At 73.7% G+C, this 19,637-nt stretch carries 14 protein-coding genes; 11 read left to right on the top strand and 3 right to left on the bottom strand.

Annotation, left to right across the window (positions count from 1 at the left end):
• Positions 1–4: 4 nt before the first annotated feature.
• The 8 genes from ACIBF7_RS21050 (at position 5) to ACIBF7_RS21015 (ending at position 10,222) form a co-directional block, all read left to right on the top strand.
• On the top strand, positions 5–2,056 hold the full coding sequence (locus ACIBF7_RS21050) for a hydantoinase/oxoprolinase family protein (RefSeq protein ID WP_397197889.1): 2,052 nt from the start codon (positions 5–7) through the stop codon (positions 2,054–2,056).
• Positions 2,053–3,750, top strand: a complete 1,698-nt coding sequence (locus ACIBF7_RS21045) for a hydantoinase B/oxoprolinase family protein (RefSeq protein WP_364234907.1) — start codon at positions 2,053–2,055, stop codon at positions 3,748–3,750. Before ACIBF7_RS21050 ends, ACIBF7_RS21045 begins: the two co-directional genes overlap by 4 nt.
• A complete protein-coding gene (locus ACIBF7_RS21040; protein ID WP_397197888.1) occupies positions 3,743–6,007 on the top strand; it encodes a hydantoinase B/oxoprolinase family protein in 2,265 nt (754 codons plus the stop codon). Before ACIBF7_RS21045 ends, ACIBF7_RS21040 begins: the two co-directional genes overlap by 8 nt.
• The gene (locus ACIBF7_RS21035) at positions 6,004–7,251 is read left to right on the top strand and encodes an amidohydrolase family protein (protein WP_271276379.1); all 1,248 of its coding nucleotides are present in this window, start codon (positions 6,004–6,006) and stop codon (positions 7,249–7,251) included. Before ACIBF7_RS21040 ends, ACIBF7_RS21035 begins: the two co-directional genes overlap by 4 nt.
• Complete coding sequence (locus ACIBF7_RS21030) at positions 7,248–7,643, top strand: nuclear transport factor 2 family protein (RefSeq protein WP_219546257.1); 396 nt, start codon at positions 7,248–7,250, stop codon at positions 7,641–7,643. Before ACIBF7_RS21035 ends, ACIBF7_RS21030 begins: the two co-directional genes overlap by 4 nt.
• On the top strand, positions 7,640–7,966 hold the full coding sequence (locus tag ACIBF7_RS21025) for a TIGR04076 family protein (RefSeq protein WP_148033081.1): 327 nt from the start codon (positions 7,640–7,642) through the stop codon (positions 7,964–7,966). Before ACIBF7_RS21030 ends, ACIBF7_RS21025 begins: the two co-directional genes overlap by 4 nt.
• The gene (locus ACIBF7_RS21020; protein ID WP_397197887.1) at positions 7,963–8,976 is read left to right on the top strand and encodes an LLM class flavin-dependent oxidoreductase; all 1,014 of its coding nucleotides are present in this window, start codon (positions 7,963–7,965) and stop codon (positions 8,974–8,976) included. The genes ACIBF7_RS21025 and ACIBF7_RS21020 overlap by 4 nt, the downstream gene beginning before the upstream one ends.
• A 121-nt stretch (positions 8,977–9,097) precedes the next feature.
• Entirely contained in the window at positions 9,098–10,222 is a 1,125-nt protein-coding gene (locus ACIBF7_RS21015) for an alpha/beta hydrolase (protein WP_364234914.1), read from the top strand.
• Here the strand turns inward: ACIBF7_RS21015 and ACIBF7_RS21010 are convergent.
• The gene (locus ACIBF7_RS21010) at positions 10,206–10,634 is read right to left on the bottom strand and encodes an Lrp/AsnC family transcriptional regulator (protein ID WP_219546296.1); all 429 of its coding nucleotides are present in this window, start codon (positions 10,632–10,634) and stop codon (positions 10,206–10,208) included. The two genes, ACIBF7_RS21015 and ACIBF7_RS21010, sit on opposite strands and share 17 nt — an antisense overlap.
• Positions 10,635–10,790: 156 nt before the next feature.
• Between ACIBF7_RS21010 and ACIBF7_RS21005 the strand changes: the two genes are divergently transcribed.
• Positions 10,791–11,603 (top strand): tryptophan 2,3-dioxygenase family protein, encoded by an 813-nt coding sequence (locus ACIBF7_RS21005; protein ID WP_364234917.1) that lies wholly within the window; start codon positions 10,791–10,793, stop codon positions 11,601–11,603.
• A 4-nt stretch (positions 11,604–11,607) separates the two neighbouring features.
• Here ACIBF7_RS21005 and ACIBF7_RS21000 read toward each other — a convergent pair whose 3' ends face one another.
• Positions 11,608–12,219 (bottom strand): helix-turn-helix domain-containing protein, encoded by a 612-nt coding sequence (locus tag ACIBF7_RS21000; RefSeq protein ID WP_271276375.1) that lies wholly within the window; start codon positions 12,217–12,219, stop codon positions 11,608–11,610.
• Between the two features lie 218 nt (positions 12,220–12,437).
• On the opposite strand from ACIBF7_RS21000, the gene ACIBF7_RS20995 reads away from it, so the two are divergent.
• Together ACIBF7_RS20995 and ACIBF7_RS20990 are read left to right on the top strand one after the other, a co-directional pair.
• Entirely contained in the window at positions 12,438–15,449 is a 3,012-nt protein-coding gene (locus ACIBF7_RS20995) for an ABC transporter permease (RefSeq protein ID WP_397197886.1), read from the top strand.
• The gene (locus tag ACIBF7_RS20990) at positions 15,446–18,079 is read left to right on the top strand and encodes an FtsX-like permease family protein (RefSeq protein ID WP_345482840.1); all 2,634 of its coding nucleotides are present in this window, start codon (positions 15,446–15,448) and stop codon (positions 18,077–18,079) included. Before ACIBF7_RS20995 ends, ACIBF7_RS20990 begins: the two co-directional genes overlap by 4 nt.
• A 41-nt stretch (positions 18,080–18,120) precedes the next feature.
• Here ACIBF7_RS20990 and ACIBF7_RS20985 read toward each other — a convergent pair whose 3' ends face one another.
• On the bottom strand, positions 18,121–19,545 hold the full coding sequence (locus ACIBF7_RS20985; protein WP_271277315.1) for a S28 family serine protease: 1,425 nt from the start codon (positions 19,543–19,545) through the stop codon (positions 18,121–18,123).
• Positions 19,546–19,637: the final 92 nt, after the last annotated feature.

Here is a 19,637-nt window from a genome sequence, read left to right as displayed (position 1 = left end):
TCCCATGCCCGCGATCAGGCTGGCCGTCGACATCGGCGGCACCTTCGTCGACGCCATGGAGCTGGACACGCGCACCCACGCGGTCCGCTTCCGCAAGGCGCCGACGACCCCGGCCCGCCCCTGGGAGGGCGTGCTCACCGTCGTCGAACTGCTCGGCACCGACCTGCGCGAGGTGGAGCTGTTCATCCACGGCACCACGCTCGGGCTGAACGCGGTGCTGGAGCGGCGCGGCGAGACCACCGGGATCATCGCCAACGAGGGCTTCCGCGACGTCTTCCTGCTGGGCCGGGGCAACGTGCCCTCGGACCACATGTACGACTTCCAGTACCAGCGCCCGGAGAGCCTGGTCCGGCGCGCCGCCACGATCGGGGTGCGGGGGCGGCTCGACTACAAGGGCCGCGTCGTGGAGGACCTGGACCCGGACGACGTGCGGGAGGCCGCCCGGATCCTGGTGGAGGAGCAGGGGGTCCGGACGATCGCGGTCTGCTTCCTGCACTCCTACCTCAACCCCGAGCACGAGAAGCAGGCCGCGCGGCTCATCCGCGAGGCGTACCCGCAGGTCACCGTGTCGGTGTCGACGGACATCGTGCGCGAGTACCGCGAGTACGAGCGGACCAGCACCACCGTCCTGGACGCCTACATCCGCCCCATCTTCGAGCGTTACGTCGACCGCCTGGAGGCGGGCCTGGCCGAGGACGGCTTCGACGGCCGGTTCCTGATCATGCGGTCCGGCGGCGGTTCGATGACCTCGGGGGTGGCCAAGACCTCGCCCATGCACACCGTGCTGTCCGGCCCGGCCGGCGGCATCGTCGGAGCCGCGCACGTCGCCGCCGCGCTCGGCCGCGACAACCTGCTGACCTTCGACATCGGCGGCACGTCGCTGGACACCTGCGTGATCGAGCGGGGCGCGGCGGTGGCGGCTTATGAGGCGAAGCTGGAGCACTTCCCGCTGCTCATCCCCGCCTACGACATCCGCACCATCGGCGCGGGCGGCGGCTCGGTCGCCCACCTGGACCGCGGCCTGCTCAAGGTCGGCCCGCAGAGCGCCGGCGCCGACCCCGGCCCGGTCTGCTACGGCCGCGGCGGCACCCGGCCCACGGTCACCGACGCCGCCGTGACCCTCGGCTACGTCGACCCGGACCGCTTCCTCGGCGGCGACATGCGCCTGCACGACGAGGCGGCCAGGGACGCGCTGCGCGAGCAGATCGCCGAGCCGCTCGGGCTCGGCGTCGAGGCCGCCGCGGCCGGGATCTTCGACGTGCTGCTGGCCAGGACGGTCGGCGCGGTCCGGCAGATCACGGTCGAGCGGGGCCATGATCCCCGGGTCTTCTCGCTGCTGGCGTTCGGCGGCGCCGGGCCGCTGCTGGCGCCGCTCCTCGCCCGCGAGATGGGCATCCCCGAGGTGATCGTCCCGTTCGCGCCGTCCGGGTTCTCCGCGTGGGGCATGCTGGCGGCCGACATCGTGGACGACGTGTCGCGTACCGTCATGGTCACCCTGGAGGACGCCGACCTGGCCGCGCTGGAGTCGGTGTTCGCCGAGGCCGCGACCGAGGCGGCGGCCTCGCTCGCCGCGCAGGGCATCCCCGCCGGGCAGGCCGTGCTGGAACGCGCCATGGAGGTGCGCTATCTCGGCCAGGAGCACTCGCTGACGGTCCCCGTCGGCCGCGACCTGCGCCCCGACGTGGTACGGGCCGCGTTCGAGGAGCTGCACCACGCCCGGTACGGGCACGTCATGGACAACCAGCTGCAGATCCTGAACCTGCGGGTGCGCGGCATCGGGCGCATCGAGAAGCCGGAGCTGCCCCGGCACGCCCCCGGCGACGGCGACCCCGGCCGCGCCCGCACCGGCCGGCGGGACGCCTACGACTTCGGGACGCGGGCGGTGACGGAGTTCGCCGTGTACGACCGGGCCAAGCTGGAGCCGGGCGACGCACTGGAGGGTCCCGCCCTGATCGACGAGGGCACCTCCACCACGGTCGTGCACTCCGGGCAGCGCGTCCAGGTGGACCCCTTCGGTCATCTGCTGGTCACTCTCACTCCGGAGGCTCGGGCATGAGCGAGGCGAACGTGCGGCTGGACGGCGCGACGGCCGAGGTGGTCCGCAGCTACCTGCTGGCCGCGGCCGAGGAGATGCGGGCCACCCTGATCCGCACCTCGTTCAACCCGGTGATCTACGAGGTGCACGACTTCGGGCTGTCCATGTACGACGCGGACCTGCGGCTGGTGGCCGAGGCCACCGGGCTGACGTTCTTCCTCGGGGCGAACGACTTCTCGCTGGCCAAGGGCGTGGAGTACGTGGGCAGGGAGAACCTGCACCGCGGCGACATCGTGCTGCTCAACTACCCGTACTGGAACGCGGCCCACTCCTACGACGCGACCCTGTTCGCCCCGGTGTTCCAGCCGGATCCCGCGGACCCGGAGGCCGACGGCACGCTGGTCGGGTTCCTGTGCGTGCGGGCGCACTGGATGGATCTGGGCGCCAAGGATCCGGGCTATGTCCTGGATTCGACGGACATGCACCAGGAAGGGTTGATTTTTCCGGGTACGAAGGTGTTCTCCCGGGGTGAGCCTGTCCGGGAGATCCATGAGCTGATCCGGTTCAACTCGCGGATGCCGGATCTGGTCATCGGCGACCTGCACGCCCAGGTGGCCGCTCTGCGCACCGGCGAGCGCCGCCTGCTGGAGATCCTGGACAAGTTCGGCCGCCCCACCGTGGACGCGGCCGTCCAGCGCATGGTCGAGGACGGCGAGGCCCGCACCCGCGCCGCCCTCGCGGCGCTGCCCCAGGGCACGTGGACGGCCGAGGACTGGGTCGACGACGACGGCATCACCGAGGACCCGGTCAAGATGCGGGTCACGGTCACGATCGCCGACGGGCGCTTCACGGTCGACTTCGACGGCTCCGCCCCGGCCACGCCGGGCCCGATCAACATGCCGTTCGGCGCCACGGTCGCGCTCTGCAAGGTCATACTCAAGTCGCTGACCTCGCCCGACGAGCCGTCCAACCACGGCACGACGGTGCCCCTGGAGGTCCGCGCCGAGCCGGGGACGCTGTTCCACGCCGTCTACCCGCAGCCCACGTTCACGCTCTGGACCGGCATCGTGGCGGTGGAGCTCATCCTCAAGGCGCTGGCGCAGGGCATGCCGGACCGGGTGCCCGCGTCGTCCGGGGGTGACGTGCCCGGTTTCATGATGGTCGGTACGCATCCCGACACGGGTCAGATGTTCGCCGTCAGCAACAACGACCTGGTCGGCTGGGGCGCCACGCCGGACCACGACGGCATGAACGCCGCGACCCACGTCTCCGGCAGCGCCGGGCGGAGCACCCCGATCGAGGTGCTGGAGGCGCGTACCGGGATGTTCTTCGAACGCCTGGAGATGCGTACGGACTCGGGCGGCGCGGGCCGTCACCGGGGCGGAGTGGGCCTGCGGCGCGAGATCCGCTTCACCACGCCGGGCGAGTTCCTGTCGGTGATCAAGAAGACGCGTTCGCGTCCGTGGGCGCTGGAGGGCGGGCTGGAGCCGGACCCGAACCAGGTGATCGTGTTCCCCGGCACGGATCGTGAGGCCCGGGTGAGCACCAAACGGGTCAAGGTCGAGCCGGGGGACCGCGTGACGCTGCTGACAGCGGGCGGCGGCGGCCACGGCGACCCCCGCGATCGCGATCCCGAGGCGGTCCGCCGAGACGTCGCCGAGGGCTACGTCTCAGCGGAAGCCGCCCGCGAAATCTACGGCGTGGACGATGGCTGACCCCACCACGCCCAGCCCCGCACGGCCGAATCCCGCGACGCCTGGCCCCGCGCGGCCGGACCCCGCGACGCTCGGTCCTGCGCGGCCGGACGCCGGGGTGTCGGATCCCACGCGGCCGGACCTCACGACGCCCGGCCATGCGCGGCCGGACCCCGCGACGCTCGGTCCTGCGCGGCCGGATGCCGGGGTGTCGGATCCCACGCGGCCGGACCTCACGACGCCCGGCCATGCGCGGCCGGATCTCGCGGCGTCCGGCCACGCATGGCCGGACCCCGCGACGCCCGGATCCGCGCGGTCGGACGGCGGGGTGTCCGGGCCTGCGCGGTCTGGTGCCGGGGTTTCTGGCATCGCGCTGGACGGGGCGACGGCGGAGGTCGTGCGCTGTCATCTGGTCGCGGTGGCCGAGGAGATGCGGGCCACCCTGGAGCGGACCTCGTTCAACCCCGTCATCTACGAGGTGCGCGACTACGGGATCTCGGTCTACGACCCGGACCTGAGGCTGGTCGCCGAGGCCACCGGGCTGAGCCGGTTCCTCGGCGCGAACGACTACTCCATCCGCAAGGGCGTGGAGTACGTGGGGCGGGAGAACCTGCTGCCCGGTGACGTGGTGCTGCTGAACTACCCGTACTGGAACGCGGCCCACTCCTACGACGCGACCCTGTTCGCCCCGGTGTACGGGGACCCCGGGCTGCTGGGCTTCGTGTGCGTGCGGGCGCACTGGATGGATCTGGGCGCCAAGGACCCGGGCTATGTCCTGGATTCGACGGACATGCATCAGGAAGGGTTGATTTTTCCGGGTACGAAGGTGTTCTCCCGGGGTGAGCTTGTGCGGGAGATCCATGAGCTGATCCGGTTCAACTCGCGGATGCCGGACCTGGTCATCGGTGACCTGCACGCCCAGGTGGCCGCCCTGCGCACCGGCGAACGCCGCCTCGCCGACGTGCACGCCCGCTACGGCACGCCCCTGGTGACCGCCGCCGTGGACAGGGCCGTCGAGGCCGCTGCCCGTTCGGCCGCCGACGCCGTCGCCGCGCTGCCTCAGGGCACGTGGACGGCCGAGGACTGGCTGGATGACGACGGCATCACCGAGGACCCGGTCAAGATGCGGGTCACGGTCACGATCGCCGACGGACGCTTCACCGTCGACTTCGACGGCTCGGCCGCGATGACGCCCGGGCCGGTGAACCTCCCCCTGGGCGCCACCATCGCCACCTGCCGGGTCGCGTTCAAGGCCATCACCACCCCGTGGGAGGAGACCAACGCGGGCCACTTCGCGCCGCTGGAGGTACGTGCCGAGCCAGGCACCCTGTTCCACGCCACCTATCCCGCGGCCACGTTCACCCAGTGGACGGGCACGGTCGCGCTGGAGCTGATCTACAAGGCGCTGGCGCAGGGCATGCCGGAGCGGTTGCCGGCCTCGTCCGGGGGTGACGTGCCCGGCTTCATGATGGTCGGTACGCATCCCGACACCGGCCGGATGTTCGCCGTCAGCAACAACGACGCCGTCGGCTGGGGCGGCACCCCGGACCACGACGGCATCGGCCCCGCCAACCACCTGGCCCAGACACAGGCCCGCAACACGCCGGTCGAGGTGCTGGAGGCGCGTACCGGGATGTTCTTCGAACGCCTGGAGATGCGTACGGACTCGGGCGGCGCGGGCCGTCACCGGGGTGGCGTGGGCCTGCGGCGCGACATCCGTTTCACCACGCCGGGCGAGTTCCTGTCGGTGATCAAGAAGACGCGGTCGCGGCCATGGGCCCTGATGGGCGGGCTGGAGCCGGACCCGAACCAGGTGATCGTGTTCCCCGGCACCGACCGTGAGGCGCGGGTCAGCACCAAACGGGTCACGGTCCAGCCAGGAGACCGCGTGACGCTGCTGACAGCGGGCGGCGGCGGCCACGGCGACCCGCGCGATCGCGATCCCGAGGCGGTCCACCGAGACGTCGCCGAGGGCTACGTCTCAGCGGAAGCCGCCCGCGACGTCTACGGCGTAGCGGCGCCGCTCCCCGTTCCCTCCCCACCCCCGACTGCGGGCGGCTCCACGCTCAAGCCCTCCCCGCCCCCGACGGCGGGGGGCTCCATGCTCAAGCCCTCCTCACCCCCGACGGTTGAGGGCTCCATGCTCAAGCCCTCCCCACGCCCGACGGCAGGGGGCTCCATGCTCAAGCCCTCCCCACGCCCGACGGCAGAGGGCTCCATGCTCAAGCCTTCCCCACCCCCGATGGCGGAGGGCTCCATGCTCAAGGAGATGCGATGAACACGGTCGTGATCACCGGCTGCACCGTGGCCGACGGCCGGGTGGCCGACGGGGCGAGCCCTGTCGAGGACGCCGGGATCCTCGTACGGGACGACCGCATCGCGGCCGTGGGCACCCGGCAGGAGATCCTGGCCGAGGTGGCGGACCGGACGGACGTGGACCGCGTCGACCTCGGCGGCGCGTACGTCACGCCCGGCCTGGTCAACATGCACACCCACCTGTCCCTGTCCCTCCCCGGCGCCGGCGGTGACCAGGTCAAGGACCTGAACCCGCACGAGCTGGCCCTCTACATGGCCGACGGCGCCCGCCGCACCCTCGACTGCGGCGTCACCACCGTGCGGTGCGTGGCCGAGAAGGACCACGCCGACTTCGCGCTCCGGCGCGCGATCGAGGCCGGCCGGGTGCCCGGACCCCGCATGTTCACCGCCGGGCGCGCCCTGGTCTGCACCGGCGGGCACGGCCACGAGGGCACCGACACCCTGGAGTGCGACGGCGTCGACGGCTTCAGGCGCGGCACCCGCGCCCAGCTCAAGGCAGGCGCCGACCTCATCAAGGTGATGATCTCCGGCGGCATCGCGGGACAGCACGAGTCGATCGACACGCCCCAGCTGTTCGCCGACGAGATGGCGGCGGTGATCGAGACCGCGCACGCCTGGGGCCGCAGGGTCACCGCGCACGCCGGCCCCGCCGCCGTGATCGCCCAGGCCGTGGAGCTCGGCCTGGACTGCGTGGAGCACGGCTACCAGCTCACCCCCGAGGTGGCCGCCCGGATGGCCGCCCGCGGCACCGCGCTGGTGCCCACCCTGCTGGTCACCCGGTGCAAGGGGTTCTTCGACGAGCTGGGCGTGCCGGAGTGGATGCAGTGCCGCTCGCTCGGCGCCGGCCCCGCCCACCTGGACAGCTTCGCCACCGCGGTGGCCGCCGGGGTGGAGGTGCTGCTAGGCAGCGACATGCCGCCGTTCTGGTCGTTCGAGGGCACCAACGCGACCGTGCGCGAGCTGGAGCACATGGCCGAGGTGATCGGCCCGGCCCGCGCGCTCCACGCCGCCACCCTGGGCCCCGCCCGCTGGCTCCGCGCCGAGGCCGACATCGGCACCGTGGAACCCGGCCGGTACGCCGACCTGATCGCGATGGACGAGAACCCCCTGGCCGCGGCGTCCGCGTACCGGGGCGTCCACTGGGTGATGAAGGGCGGCCGCGTCGTGCGGACCGGCCCCCCGACCTCTGGAAGGAAGACACCGTGACCCTGGACGCCGCGGCGGACATCGCCGCCGCCATCGACGACATGTACGCCGCGTTCGTCGCCGGCGACCGCGCCCGCTTCGACGGCCACCTGCACCCCGACGTGACCACCTGGGAGACCCACCTGCCGGGCCCCCTGCGCACCCGCGCCGAGCTGGACGCCTACCGCGACGCCCGGGACGGCGCCGGCCGCCGGCCGGTCATGGACACGCTGACCGCCCGCGACAAGCGCATCGACGTCTGGGGAGAGGTGGGCGTGGCCCGGTACGTCCTGGTGGCCGAGCCGCACGGCGCCCCCGCCCAGCACACCAGGGTCACCGACGTGCTCCGGCACACGCGCGGCCGCTGGCTGATCGCCCACCATCACGCCGAGCTGCTGAGTGAGGGAGCATGACCACCGGCGACACCGACATGGAGCTCTACGACCTGCGGGTCACCGTCGACACGATCGAGGGCCGCTCGGTCTGCGGCATGGCCGTCGGCGACTACTTCGAGCTGGAGAACAGCGCCCACCTGCGGATCCCCGACGGCCGCCACTTCTGCGTCTGGGCCCTGGCCGCCGTCCTGCCCTTCCTGGCCGCCAAACAGCGCGACCTCGGCCCGGGGGACTGGCTGGAACGCGACACCCTGTTCTGCTGCCCGGACCCGGAGGAGCGGCTCACCATGCGGCTGGAGCGCGTCCGGCGCCGCCCGATGAACTCGGCGGACCTCACATGAGCCGCGGCTACGAGATCGGCATCGGCCTGCAGAGCGACAAGCGCCCGGGCGACTACGCCCGGCTGGCCCGCATCGCCGAGGAGCACGGCATCGACGTGGTGTCGGTGTTCGGCGACCTGATGTACCAGCCGCCCATCTTCCCGCTGCTGGAGATGGCCGCCGCCACCTCCCGGGTGCGCCTGGGCACGGCCTGCCTCAACCCCTACTCGATGGCCCCGTACGAGATCGCGGGTCAGCTCGCCGCGCTCGACCTGGCCTCCGGCGGGCGGGCCTACCTGGGCCTGGCCCGCGGCACCTGGCTGGGCGAGGTGGGGCTGGCGCAGCCGCGCCCGCTGACCGCGCTGGCCGAGTGCGCCGAGGTCGTGTACCGGCTGCTCGGCGGCGACACCTCCGGCTTCTCCGGCGAGGTGTTCACGCTGGCGCCCGGCACCGCGCTGCGCTACCCCGTACAGCGTCCCCGCCCGCCGCTGCTGATCGGCGCCTGGGGCGCTCGCGGCGCGGCGCTCGCGGGACGTCTCGCCGACGAGATCAAGGTGGGCGGCAGCGCCAACCCGGCGATGGTGCCGGTGATCAGGGAGCGGTTGCGTCCGGGGGCCGAACAGGCCGGGCGGTCCGCCGACGACGTCGGCATCGTGCTCGGCGCGGTCACCGTCGTGGCCGCCGACGGCGCCGCCGCGCGCGCGAAAGCCCGGCGTGAGGTGGCGATGTACCTCGCCGTCGTGGCCGACCTGGACCCCACCGCGAACGTCCCCGCCGACCTGCTGGCACGGGTCAAGACCGAGACCGCGGCGGGACGCCACGACGAGGCGGCCGGGCTCATCCCGGACGACCTGCTGGACCTGTTCGCGTTCTCCGGCACACCCGACCAGGTGGCAGCCCAGGCACAGCGCCTGATCGACGCGGGCGTCCACCGCGTCGAGTTCGGCACCCCGCACGGCCTCACCGACGATCAGGGCGTCTCCCTGATCGGGGCGGAGGTCGTCCCCATGCTGAGGCCCGCGACGCGATGAGACCACCACGGGGTCGTGCCGACGCCGGGCGCGGCGACACGATCAGACCACCACGAGGCCGTGCCGACGCCGGGCGTGGCGGCGCGATGACGGCTGTCACGATGGGGAGGTCCGCGACGTCATGACGACTGTTACCGTGCTCACCGCCCCCGGGCTCGTCGCGGATCTCGGGCTGCTCGGGGAGCTGGCCGGGCGCGAGTTCGCGGCGCTCGGGGTCGCCGGGCGGGTGGTCTCGCCGCCGGACACGCCGTCCTTCCAGGTCGCCCTGGACGCCGCCGGAGCGGACGGACTGGTGGTCGCGCTGCCCGGCGCCGATCCTGAGGTGCGCGGCCTGATGGATCCGCCCAGGCCGTACGCGTCGCGGCTGGTCTGGCTGGACCTGGGGGTGACCGGCCCGCACCCGGCCGGCGGCGCCACCCACCTGTACGGGCGCGGCGCACAGGGCCTGACCTGGGCCATCCGGCACGTCGTGCACCGCGCGGCGGCCCGGCCCCGCCGCGTCCCCTACGGCCCGCACCCCGACCAGTACGGCGAGCTCCACCTGCCGGGGACGCGGCCCGCCCCCGTGGCGATGCTGCTGCACGGCGGCTTCTACCGGTCCATCTGGGCCGCCGACCTCATGGACGCCCTCGCCGCCGACCTGGCCGCCCGCGGATTCGCCGCGTGGAACGTGGAGTACCGCCGCCCGGACAGGCACGGCTGGGCCGCGACCGTGTCCGACGTCGCCGCCGCTTACACGGCGCTCAGCACCCTGCCGGACCCCGACCGGCCGCTCGGTGACCGTTCGGACCTCGACCCCGCCCGCGTCGCCGTGATCGGCCACTCCGCCGGCGGTCAGCTCGCGCTGCGCCTGGCCGCCGACCTGTGGCAGTCGGGACGCCCGGCCCCCGCGCTGGCCGTCTCCCTCGCCGGGCTGCTTGACCTGGTGGAATGCGACCTGCGCGACCTCAGCGGCGGCGCGACCGCCATGGCGCTGGGCGGCCGCAGCACCGAGATCCCGGAGGAGTACGCCAGATCCAGCCCGCTGGCCCGTCTCCCGCTGGGCGGCCCGCAGCTCGTCGTGCAGGGCGCCCAGGACGACCCGGACCTGGTGGACTTCAACCGCCGGTACGCCGCCGCGGGGACGGACGACGACGTCACCTACCTGGAACGCCCCGGCGACCACTTCGACGTGATCGACCCGGCCGCCCCCATCTGGGACGCCACCGCCGAGCTGATCGCCGCGAGGCTCAGGGCAGCTCCGTGACCGGCCGCCACCGCACGGGGCTGGACAGCACCATCGTGCTCGACGGCCGCCCGTACTGAGCCAGCCGGTCGATCAGCCCTTCGAAGTCCGCCATCGACGCCAGCGCGACCACCAGCAGGCAGCACGTGTCACCGGTGACCCGGTACACCTGCACGATCTCCGGCTGCTCCAGCGCCTCCTCGTGGCGCAGCACGCAGCGCGCCCCGTAACAGGACATCCTGATGAGCGCCCGCACCGTACGCCCGGCCCGCCCCAGGTCGACGTGCGCGTGGTAGCCCTCGATCACCCCGGTCTCCTCCAGCCGCCGCACCCGCTCGGCCACGGCGGGGGAGGACAGGTGCACCCGCCGGGACAGCTCGCTGAAAGAGAGCCGGGCGTCGGCCTGCAGCTCGGTAAGGATCGCCCAGTCCATCGCGTCCACGGCACCCACCCATCACTCTCGGCAGCGGTGAAGGCGAACCCGCGGTCCTGCTTTGAGAACGGAAAGTCTCCCCGTCCCAACGCCTTCGACATGCCATTTCATCACAGTTCGTCTTCGGTGAACATTGAGGTGAACGAGGAGGAAGCGATGGTGACCCCCAATCTGAGCTTCGCGCAAGCCACGCCGTACGACGAGTACGTCGGCACGGACACCCTGCGCGCGCTGCCGGGCGCGCGCACCGACGCGCCCGAGGAGCCCGCCTTCCTGGTGACCACTCAGGTGATGGAGCTCTACTTCGGCCTGGTGCGCACCGAACTGCGTCTGGCCGCCCGCCTGCTCGGCACCCCCGACCTGCCCCCGGCGACCGCCGCCATCGCCCGCGCGGCGGCCTACCTGGAGGTGGTCAACACCGCCTGGCGCCCGCTGAACCGCCTCACGCCGCGCCAGTTCAACGCCTTCCGGCCGGCGCTCGGCGAGGGCTCCGGGTTCCAGTCGGCGCTCTACCGCGAGGTCGAGTTCCTGCTCGGCGACAAGTCCGAGTCCCTGGCGCGGGTGCACCGCGGCAATCCCGAGGCCCACGGCGAGCTGCTGGCGGCGCTGCGCGCGCCCAGCCTGTACGACGTCGCCCTGTCCGTGCTGGCCCGGCTCGGCTACGAGATCCCCGCCACCACCCTGGCGCGCGACCCGGCTCAGCCGTACCAGCCCGAGCCCCTGGTCGAGCAGGCCTGGGCCCGTGTGTACGCCGAGCGCGGCGCCGGCGACCACCTCTGGGAGCTCGCCGAGGCGCTGACCGACGTCGCCGAGGGGTTCATGCGGTGGCGCACCCTCCACCTCATGGTGGTCCGCCGCGCGATGGGCGCGAAGACGGGCACCGGAGGGTCGAGCGGCGCGAGCTGGCTGGAGCGGTCGCTGCGCCGCGAGATCTTCCCGGAGCTGTGGTCGGCCAGGACCCTGATCTGAGCGTCTAGAACAGCCTGGGCGTCACGACGGACACCACCGTCGTCACCTCGTCGGTGTCGTTGTACATGCTGTGCGGCACCGTCGAGCGCAGGTGGACGCTGTCGCCGGGGTGGAGCCGGTGCTCCACCCCGTCCACCTCGTACAGCAACTCCCCGCTCAGCACGTAGGCGAACTCCTCCCCGGAGTGCCCGTACGCCGGCTCCCGCCGCCCGCCCGGCGCGATGTGCACCAGCAGCGGCTCCAGCACCAGGCTGGGCCCGCGCGAGGACAGCATCCGGTACGTCTGGGCCCCCGACACGTACTCGGTCGCCGCCGTCTGGGCCCGGGTGAGGGTGAAATGCTCCGGCAGCCGCTCGGCGTCCCGTCCGGGCTGGTGGCCGGGGGAGTCGTCGAAGAACTCGGCGACGCCCCGGTCCAGCGCCGCCGCGACGCTGTTCAGCGCGACCAGCCCGATGGTGGAGATCCCGCGCTCCACCTGGGAGAGGAACCCGATCGACAGGCCGGAACCGGCCGACAGGCCGCGCAGTGTCATCCCGCGTTCCTTGCGGAACTGGCGCATCCGCGCGCCCACGAGCTCCTGACGGGGCTCGTCCGCGGACCGGCCTCCCGACGTCACCGGTGACCTCCAGGTAAAAGGGGGTTGTTCAGCAGCATGAACATATTTCACGGAAGGCGCCTGGGCCAACCTTTTCCGGCGAACCCGATGGTCATGCGGAGTCGTGTCACGGTTTCGGTATCACACCGGCGTATCAGGTGCGTCACCGTTGGAGAGTTCACCCTTGCTTCGCCACCACCATGCCCCGAAGGTTCACTGAACGGGGTGAAGGGGGAAGGATGCGGGGGCCGCTGGTCGTCAGAAGGGCGTTCAGCGAGCCGCTGCTCCTCCTGGCCGCCTTCGGGTCGATCCTGCTGGCGACCACCACGCTGGTGGCGCTGACGATGTACGTCTCCTCCATCGGGGACGCCGGTGTCCGCCGGGCGATGGAGACGGCCTCGTACCGCGAGACCACCACCACGATCAGCTCGCTGGTCACCGCCGAGACCCTCCCCAGGTACGACCGGGCCGTGCGCGACGTGCTCACCGGAGTCCACGGCACACCCCCGGCCCTCACCGTCAGCCTCCGCTCCGACTCGTACGTCATGCCGGGACAGGACGGCGAGAAGGCGCCCGAGCTGCTCAGGTTCGGCAGCCACGACGGGCTCGACCGGCACGCCAGGCTGGTCTCCGGCAGGTGGCCGCGCACCGGCGGGCCGGTCGTCGAGGCGGCGATCCCGCTGCCCGCGGCCTCGGCCCCCGGGTTCGGCGCCGGCCGGGAGTTCGTCACGGAGGGGCGGCTCGACCACCGCCCCGTCACGGTCCGCGTCGTCGGCGTCTTCCAGCTCCACGACCCCGCCGACGAGCGCTGGGCGGGCGAGGAACTGCTGCGCAGGGGTGTGGAGCACGGGGACTACACCACCTACGGGCCGCTGATGGTGGCGCGGGAGACGTTCACCGCGCGCTTCGCCACCAACGTCAGGGCCGTCTGGACCGCGGAGCCGGACCTCGGCACGCTCACGCTCGACCGCCTGCGCCCGCTGGCGGAGGCGCTCGGCCAGGTGCGCGAGCGGCTGACGGCGGCGGGCTGCGTGAACTGCCTGACCGCCGGCCGGCTGCCCGGCATCCTCACCCAGCTCGCCACCGCGTCCCTGGTGACCCGCTCCACCATGCTGGTCCCGGTGCTGCAACTGCTGGTGCTGGCCGCGTACACGACGATGCTCACCGGGCGGCTGCTCGCCGACCACCGCCGCATGGAGACGGCGCTGCTGCGCTCGCGCGGCGCGGGCACGGCGCGCCTGGCCGCGCTGGCGGGAGGCGAGGCGCTGTTGGTGGCGGTCCCGTGCGCGATCGCCGCGCCGTGGCTCGGGCCGCCGCTGCTCGCGCTGGTCCACCGGCTGCCGTGGATCGAGGCCTCGGGGGTGCGCCTGACGCCGGCGGCCGATCCGGGCGCGTTCCTCGTCGCGTTCTGCGTGGCCCTGGCCGCGGCCGTGCTGCTGGCCCTGCCTGCCCTCGCCGGCGCGCGGCGCACGTACGTGGAGGAGCAGACGGCGCGCGGCCGCGGCGTGCGCGGGCTGATCGAGAGGGCGGGCGCGGACCTGGCGCTGCTGGCCGTGGCCGGGCTGGCGATCTGGCAGCTCCAGCACTATGGCGCGCCGGTCACCGGGACGGCGGCGGGCGGCCTCGGCGTCGACCCGCTGATCGTCTCCGGTCCGGCGCTGGCCCTGCTCGCGGGCGGCATGCTGGGGCTGCGGCTGGTGCCGCGCGTGTCGCGGCTGGCCGGGCGGCTGATGTCGCGCAGGCCCACGCTCGCCCCCGCGCTGGGGGCCTGGCAGGTCGGCAGGCGGCCGCTCAGGTACGCGGGACCCGCGCTGCTGCTCACGATGGCGATCGCCATCGGCATCCTGTCCATGGCCACCACCTCCACCTGGCAGACCTCACAGCTCGACCAGGCGGTCCACCGGGCGGGGGCGGGCCTGCGCCTGTCCGGACCGGCCGCCGGGCCCGAGCTGGGACCGCTCGGCCGGGGCACCGCCTTCACCACGCTGCCCGGCGTCACCGCGGCCTCCCCGGCCTTCCGCGGGCAGGCCGAGGTGGGCGGCGAGAGCGCGCTGCTGCTCGGGCTCGACGCCGCCCGGCTCGGTGAGCTGTTCGGCCTGCGTCCCGACCTGTCGGCGCGTACGGTCGCGCAGCTGTCCCGGGCACTCCCCGGGGACCGCGCCGGCAAGCTGGACCTGCCCGGCCGGCCGCGCGCCCTCACCGTGCGGGTCGAGGCGGGCGCCGCCGTGCCGGCGCGGCTGGTGCTGTCCGACGCGCTGGGCGCGTGGCACGACCTGCCGCTCGGCGGGCTGCGGCCGGGCGGGAACCGGGTCGAGCTCGATCTGACCCCGCTGGCCGGACGTTCCGGCGCGATCACGTACCCGCTGTCGATGCGCGGCCTCGTCACGGACGGGCGGACCGCTCTGCGGCTGACCGGGCTGAGCGCGGACGGACGGGACGTGCCGGTGCCCTCCGGCGCCGTCGCCTTCGGCCCGTCGCGGGAGCCGGGACCGCTGCCCGTGGTGCTCACCCCCGGCCTGGCCGCCTCGCTCGGCCTGGGCGTCGGCCAGACCGGGCCGGCCACCTTCGCCGGCCGGGTCCTGCGGGTGGAGGTGGCCGGCGTCGTGGAGAGCATGCCGACGAGCGCCCCCGGTCAGCAGGCCGTGCTCGCCGACTGGGAGACGCTGCAGGCGCGGGAGCTGGCCGCGGCGCAGCCGCCCAGGCCCGTGACCGAATGGTGGCTCGCCGCCTCCGACACAGCACCGGCCCGCGCGATCCTGCGCGAGAACCCCCAGTGGGACGTGACCGTCGTCGACCGGGGGGAGCTGGCCGCGAAGCTGCGGGACGACCCGCTGGCCAGCGGGCTGCGCGGGGCACTGGCCCTCGGGTTCGGCGCCGCGCTGGGGTTCGCGCTGCTCGGGTTCCTGGTGAACGCCGTGGTCGCGGCCCGGGAGCGGAGGGCCGAGTTCGCCGTCCTGCGGGCGCTCGGCGCCGGCTCCCGGCAGATCTTCGGGATGCTGGTGACGGAGCAGGCGTTCGTCGTCGGGCTGTCGCTGGTGTCCGGCACCGCGCTCGCCGTGGTCGTCGGGAACCTGGTGGTGCCGCACATCGTGCTGACCGGGCAGGCGTCGGCGGTCACGCCCGGCGTGCTGTTCCAGGTCCCGTGGGCGGCCACGGCCGCGATGCTGGCGCTGGTGGCGGGGGTGCTGCTGTTGATCGTGGCCGGGCTGGCGCGGCATCTGCGGCGCGGGCAGACGCTGGAGGAGCGATGAGGGCCCGCGTGAAGGGGCGGCTCGCCGTGCTCGGCTTCCGGACGCACGGCGGCGCGACGGGGCGGCTCGCCGTGCTCGGCGTACGGACGCACCCCGGCACGACGGCGCTGCTCGCCGTGCTGACGGCGGTCGCCTGCCTGCTCGTCGCCGGGCTGCCCAGGCTGACGCAGGCGTCGTTCGACGAGGCGCTGCGCCGGTCGCTGGCCACCGCCGACGCCGTCCAGACCGACCTGACGGTCAGCGGGCAGCCGGTCACCCTCGACGGAGACCTGCACGAGCGCGCGCGGTTCGAGGCCGGCGACCGCCACTGGCGCGGACTCCTCCCGGCGGCGCTGCGCCCCCTGATCAGGCCGGACGGCCACGTGAGCGCCAAGACCGTCCGCACGCCCGTCACCGGGACCCGCGGCACCTTCGTCAACCTCGGCTGGCTGTCCGACGCCGGACGGCGGGTGGACTGGATCCAGGGCCGCGAGCCCGGCGAGCCGTCCACGACCGGCCACGGGGGCGTGACCATCCCGCTGATCGAGGTGGGCGTCGTGGACGAGGCCGCCCGCGTCATGGGCCTGCGGATCGGCCAGACCAGAGTGATCGGCGAAAACGCCCACGCCGCGGTGCGGATCGTCGGCGTCTTCAGGGCGAAGGACCCCGGCGACCGCTCCTGGAACCACGACCCCGACATCCTGCACGTCACCCACGTCGTGCCGCTGGAAGGCCCGGAGGAGTTCCACACCACGGCGCTGATCTCCGACGAAGGGCTCACCGCGCTCAACAGCAGGACACGCAACCTCGTCTACCGCTGGGTCCTCCCCGTCGACGGGCGGGCCGCGAGCGCGCTGGACGTGCCGGAGGCCGGCGCGGCGGTCGCCGGGTTCCGGCAGCGGCTGGCGGTCGAGAGGTCGGGCACCACCAGCTACCGCCTGATCACCGGGCTGCCCCAGGTGCTCGACGAGTTCCAGGCCGGGCTGTCCGCCGCGCGGACCGTCATGTACCTGGTGCTCGGCGGGCTGCTCGCGGTCGCGCTCGGCGTGATCGCGCTGGGCGTGCGGCTGCTGACCGACCGGATGGCGCCCGCGCTGGCCCTGGTGCGGGCGCGCGGCGGGTCGCTGTGGCAGGTGGCGGGGGCGGGGTCCGCGATGGCCGCGTTCGCGGTGGGCCCGGCGGCCCTGGCCGGGTACGGGCTGTCCTTCCTCGTGCCGGGGCCCGCGCCGCCGGTCGCCCACCTCGGACCGGCGGTCGTGGTCGTCACCGCCGTGGCCTTCGCCGGGGCGCGGCTGGTGGTGGCCCACCGCACGCCGCTGCCCGAGCGCCGCGACGACGTGGCCGCCGTCCGGCCGTCCGCGCGGCGGCTGACGCTGGAGGCCCTGGTCGTCGTGCTCGCGCTGGCGGGGGCCTACCTGCTGCGGGCCCGCGGGCTGTCCGGCTCCGCGGAGCGCGATCCGTTCCTGCTGCTGATCCCGGTCGCGCTGACGCTCGCCGCCGCGCTGATCACCATGCGCTGTTACCCGTACCCGCTGCGGCTGCTCGTCCGGCTGGCCGCGCGGGGACGGGCGGCCGTGCCGTTCCTGGGGCTGACCCTGGCGGCCAGGGCGCGGTCCGCCGGCGTGCTGCCGGTGCTGGTCCTGCTGCCCGCGCTGAGCGTGTCGGTGTTCGCGGCGGTGATCTCGGACGGGATCGCCACCACGCAGCGGGTCGCGTCCTGGCAGCGGGTGGGCGCGCCGATCAAGCTGACGTCGGACGAGGACATCCCGCCCGCCGCTATCGAGCGGGTACGCCGGGCTCCCGGCGTCGAGCAGGTGGCGCTCGCGCTGACGGGCCGGGCGCAGATCCGGCCCACCGGGGAACGGCCCGTGGCCATCGCGGTGGACCTGCCGGAGTGGCGGCGGGTCATCGGCGACGCGCCCATCACCCTGCCCACGCTGGAGGGGAGCACGTCCGCGCTGCTTTCACCCGGCCTGGGTGAGCGGGGCACCTTCGAGATCATGTGGCTGTCCCCGGCGAAGCTGACCACCCAGGGCGTGATCGACTCCCTTCCGGGGTTCCGTCCCGGCGGGCCGTTCCTGCTGGTGCCGCGGGAGGTGCTGCCGTGGCCCGCCGCGAACACCCTGCTGATCAGGGGCGACGTCTCGCCCGCCGAGCTGGCGCGGCTCGTCCCTTCGGCCACCGTGGAGACCCAGGAACAGGCGCTGGCCGCCATCCGGGCCGATCCCCTCACCGGCACGGTCCGCTCGACGCTGCTCGTGGTGACGGTGGCGCTGGGGGCGTACGCGCTGGCCGCGATCGTCCTGTCCCTGGTCGCCGGGGCGCCCGACCGGGCCAGGGCGATGTCGCTGCTGCGCACGCTCGGGCTGACCGAGAGGCAGGCCCGGCGGCTGACCGTGCTGGAGCTGCTGCCCCTGGTCCTCGTCACGGCGCCCGCGGGCCTCGCTCTCGGCCTGGGGCTGCCGGTCGCGCTCGGGCCGGGCGTGGACCTGTCCTCGTACGCCGGCGGCCTGCCCGTCGGCGACTACGCGCCGGGACTCCTCACGCCCGTGGCGCTGGCCGCCGGGCTGGCCGTCTGCACCCTGCTCGGCGCGTACGCGCACGGCGCCGCCGTCCGCCGCCGCGACCTCGGCGCCGTCCTCCGGTCCTGAACCCGGGCCGGGGCGCGGCCAGGCCTCGCCCCGGCGGCGGGTCAGAAGGTGCGGCGGTCGGGGAGCATGTCGTCGTCGGGGATGGACGACACACCGCGCTGGGCAGCCTGGGCGCCGGTCACCCCGGCCCAGCGGAGCAGCGTGTCCGTGGCCGCCTGCCGCTCGGCGTCGGGCAGGCGGGCGATGTTCGCGCCGTGGTTGGCGCCGGGGGCGACATACAGGTACGAGTCATGGCGGCTGGGCGTGAACCGCTCCGCGCTCCACGGGTCGTTCTCCCCGTAGACGAACATCATCCGGCTGGACTGCTTGCGCACCCAGTGGTCGACGTCCAGCATCGGGCGCGGGTCGTGGCGGGACCGCAGCTCGGCGGGAATGACCGAGTTGGGCTGGTAGAGCCCGGGGTAACGGGTCAGGCCGCGCAGGTGCCCGAACTTGAGCGTGGGCCAGCCGAGCTGGGTGGCGGCCTGGTAGTAGTAGGGGACGTAGTAGCCGATGCCCTGGTCGGTGTAGAAGGAGAAGCCGGCGACGGTGTCGATCCAGTCGTAGATCTCGTCGTCGGTCGCCGTGCCGGGCGGCACGTCCGCGCAGTCGCTCTCGTTCGAGTACTGCCAGAAGGCCCACACCGCGTCGAGCACGGTCATCTCGAACGACCGGTCGGCGCTGCCGAGCGACTGGGTGAAGGTGTAGCCGTTCCGCGCGGCCTCGGCCTCGAACCTCGGCACCAGCCTGGCGCGCCGCTTGAGCGCCTCCTTCTGCACGTTCTCCAGCGAGGTGCGGCAGGCGGCGTCGCCCACGTTCTCGAAGAACTCGTCATAGGCGCGGTCGGCGGGGTTGACCCGGTCGTTCGGCGCCACGTAGGCGACCACGCCGTCCACGTCGTCCGGGTAGAAGCGGCGGTGGTAGACCGAGGTCATGCCGCCCTTGCTGGCGCCGGTCTGGATCCACTTGCCGCCGTAGACGGTCTTGAGCGCCTGGACGATGCGGTGCTCGTCGCTCGCCTGCTGCCAGATGTCGAGCTTGCCCCAGTCGGCGGGGTCCGGCCGGGAGCTGCGGAAGAACCGGTGCTCGACCGAGACCTGGTTGGCGCCCAGCAGCCGGGTCGGCTCGGTCTGCGAGGCCGACGGGTTGACGGCCAGGCCGTAGCCGCCGGTGTAGAGCACCACGGGCGCGTCGTCGGACCGGTGCAGCAGGGTGAGACGCTGCTGGTACGTGCCCTTGCCCGGACGGCGGTGGTCCACCGGCTGGGTGAGGGTGAGGACGAAGAAGCGGAAACCGCTCGGCCGGGACTCGGAGACGACGGTCAGGCCGGGGATCGCGGCGAGCTTGTCCAGCAGGGGATCGGCGACGGTGGCGGCGGAAGCGGCGCTCGCGGTCGCGGCGGCGGCCGAAGCCGGCTGGGCGAGTGCGCCGGTGGTGACTAACGCGAGGGCGAGTGCGGCCGAAAGCAGACGGGGGCGCGGGGACATGCTTCTCCTGGTTTGCGTCGAGGAGCAGGACGTCTCACTTATACCGATCTGCCGGTTCCAAGGCGACCCTCCGGCCCAGCGGCCCCACGCGG

The organism is Nonomuraea sp. NPDC050478, from assembly GCF_044458265.1.
GTDB lineage: Bacteria > Actinomycetota > Actinomycetes > Streptosporangiales > Streptosporangiaceae > Nonomuraea > Nonomuraea ferruginea.
This window is presented reverse-complemented; position numbering and strand designations above follow the sequence as displayed.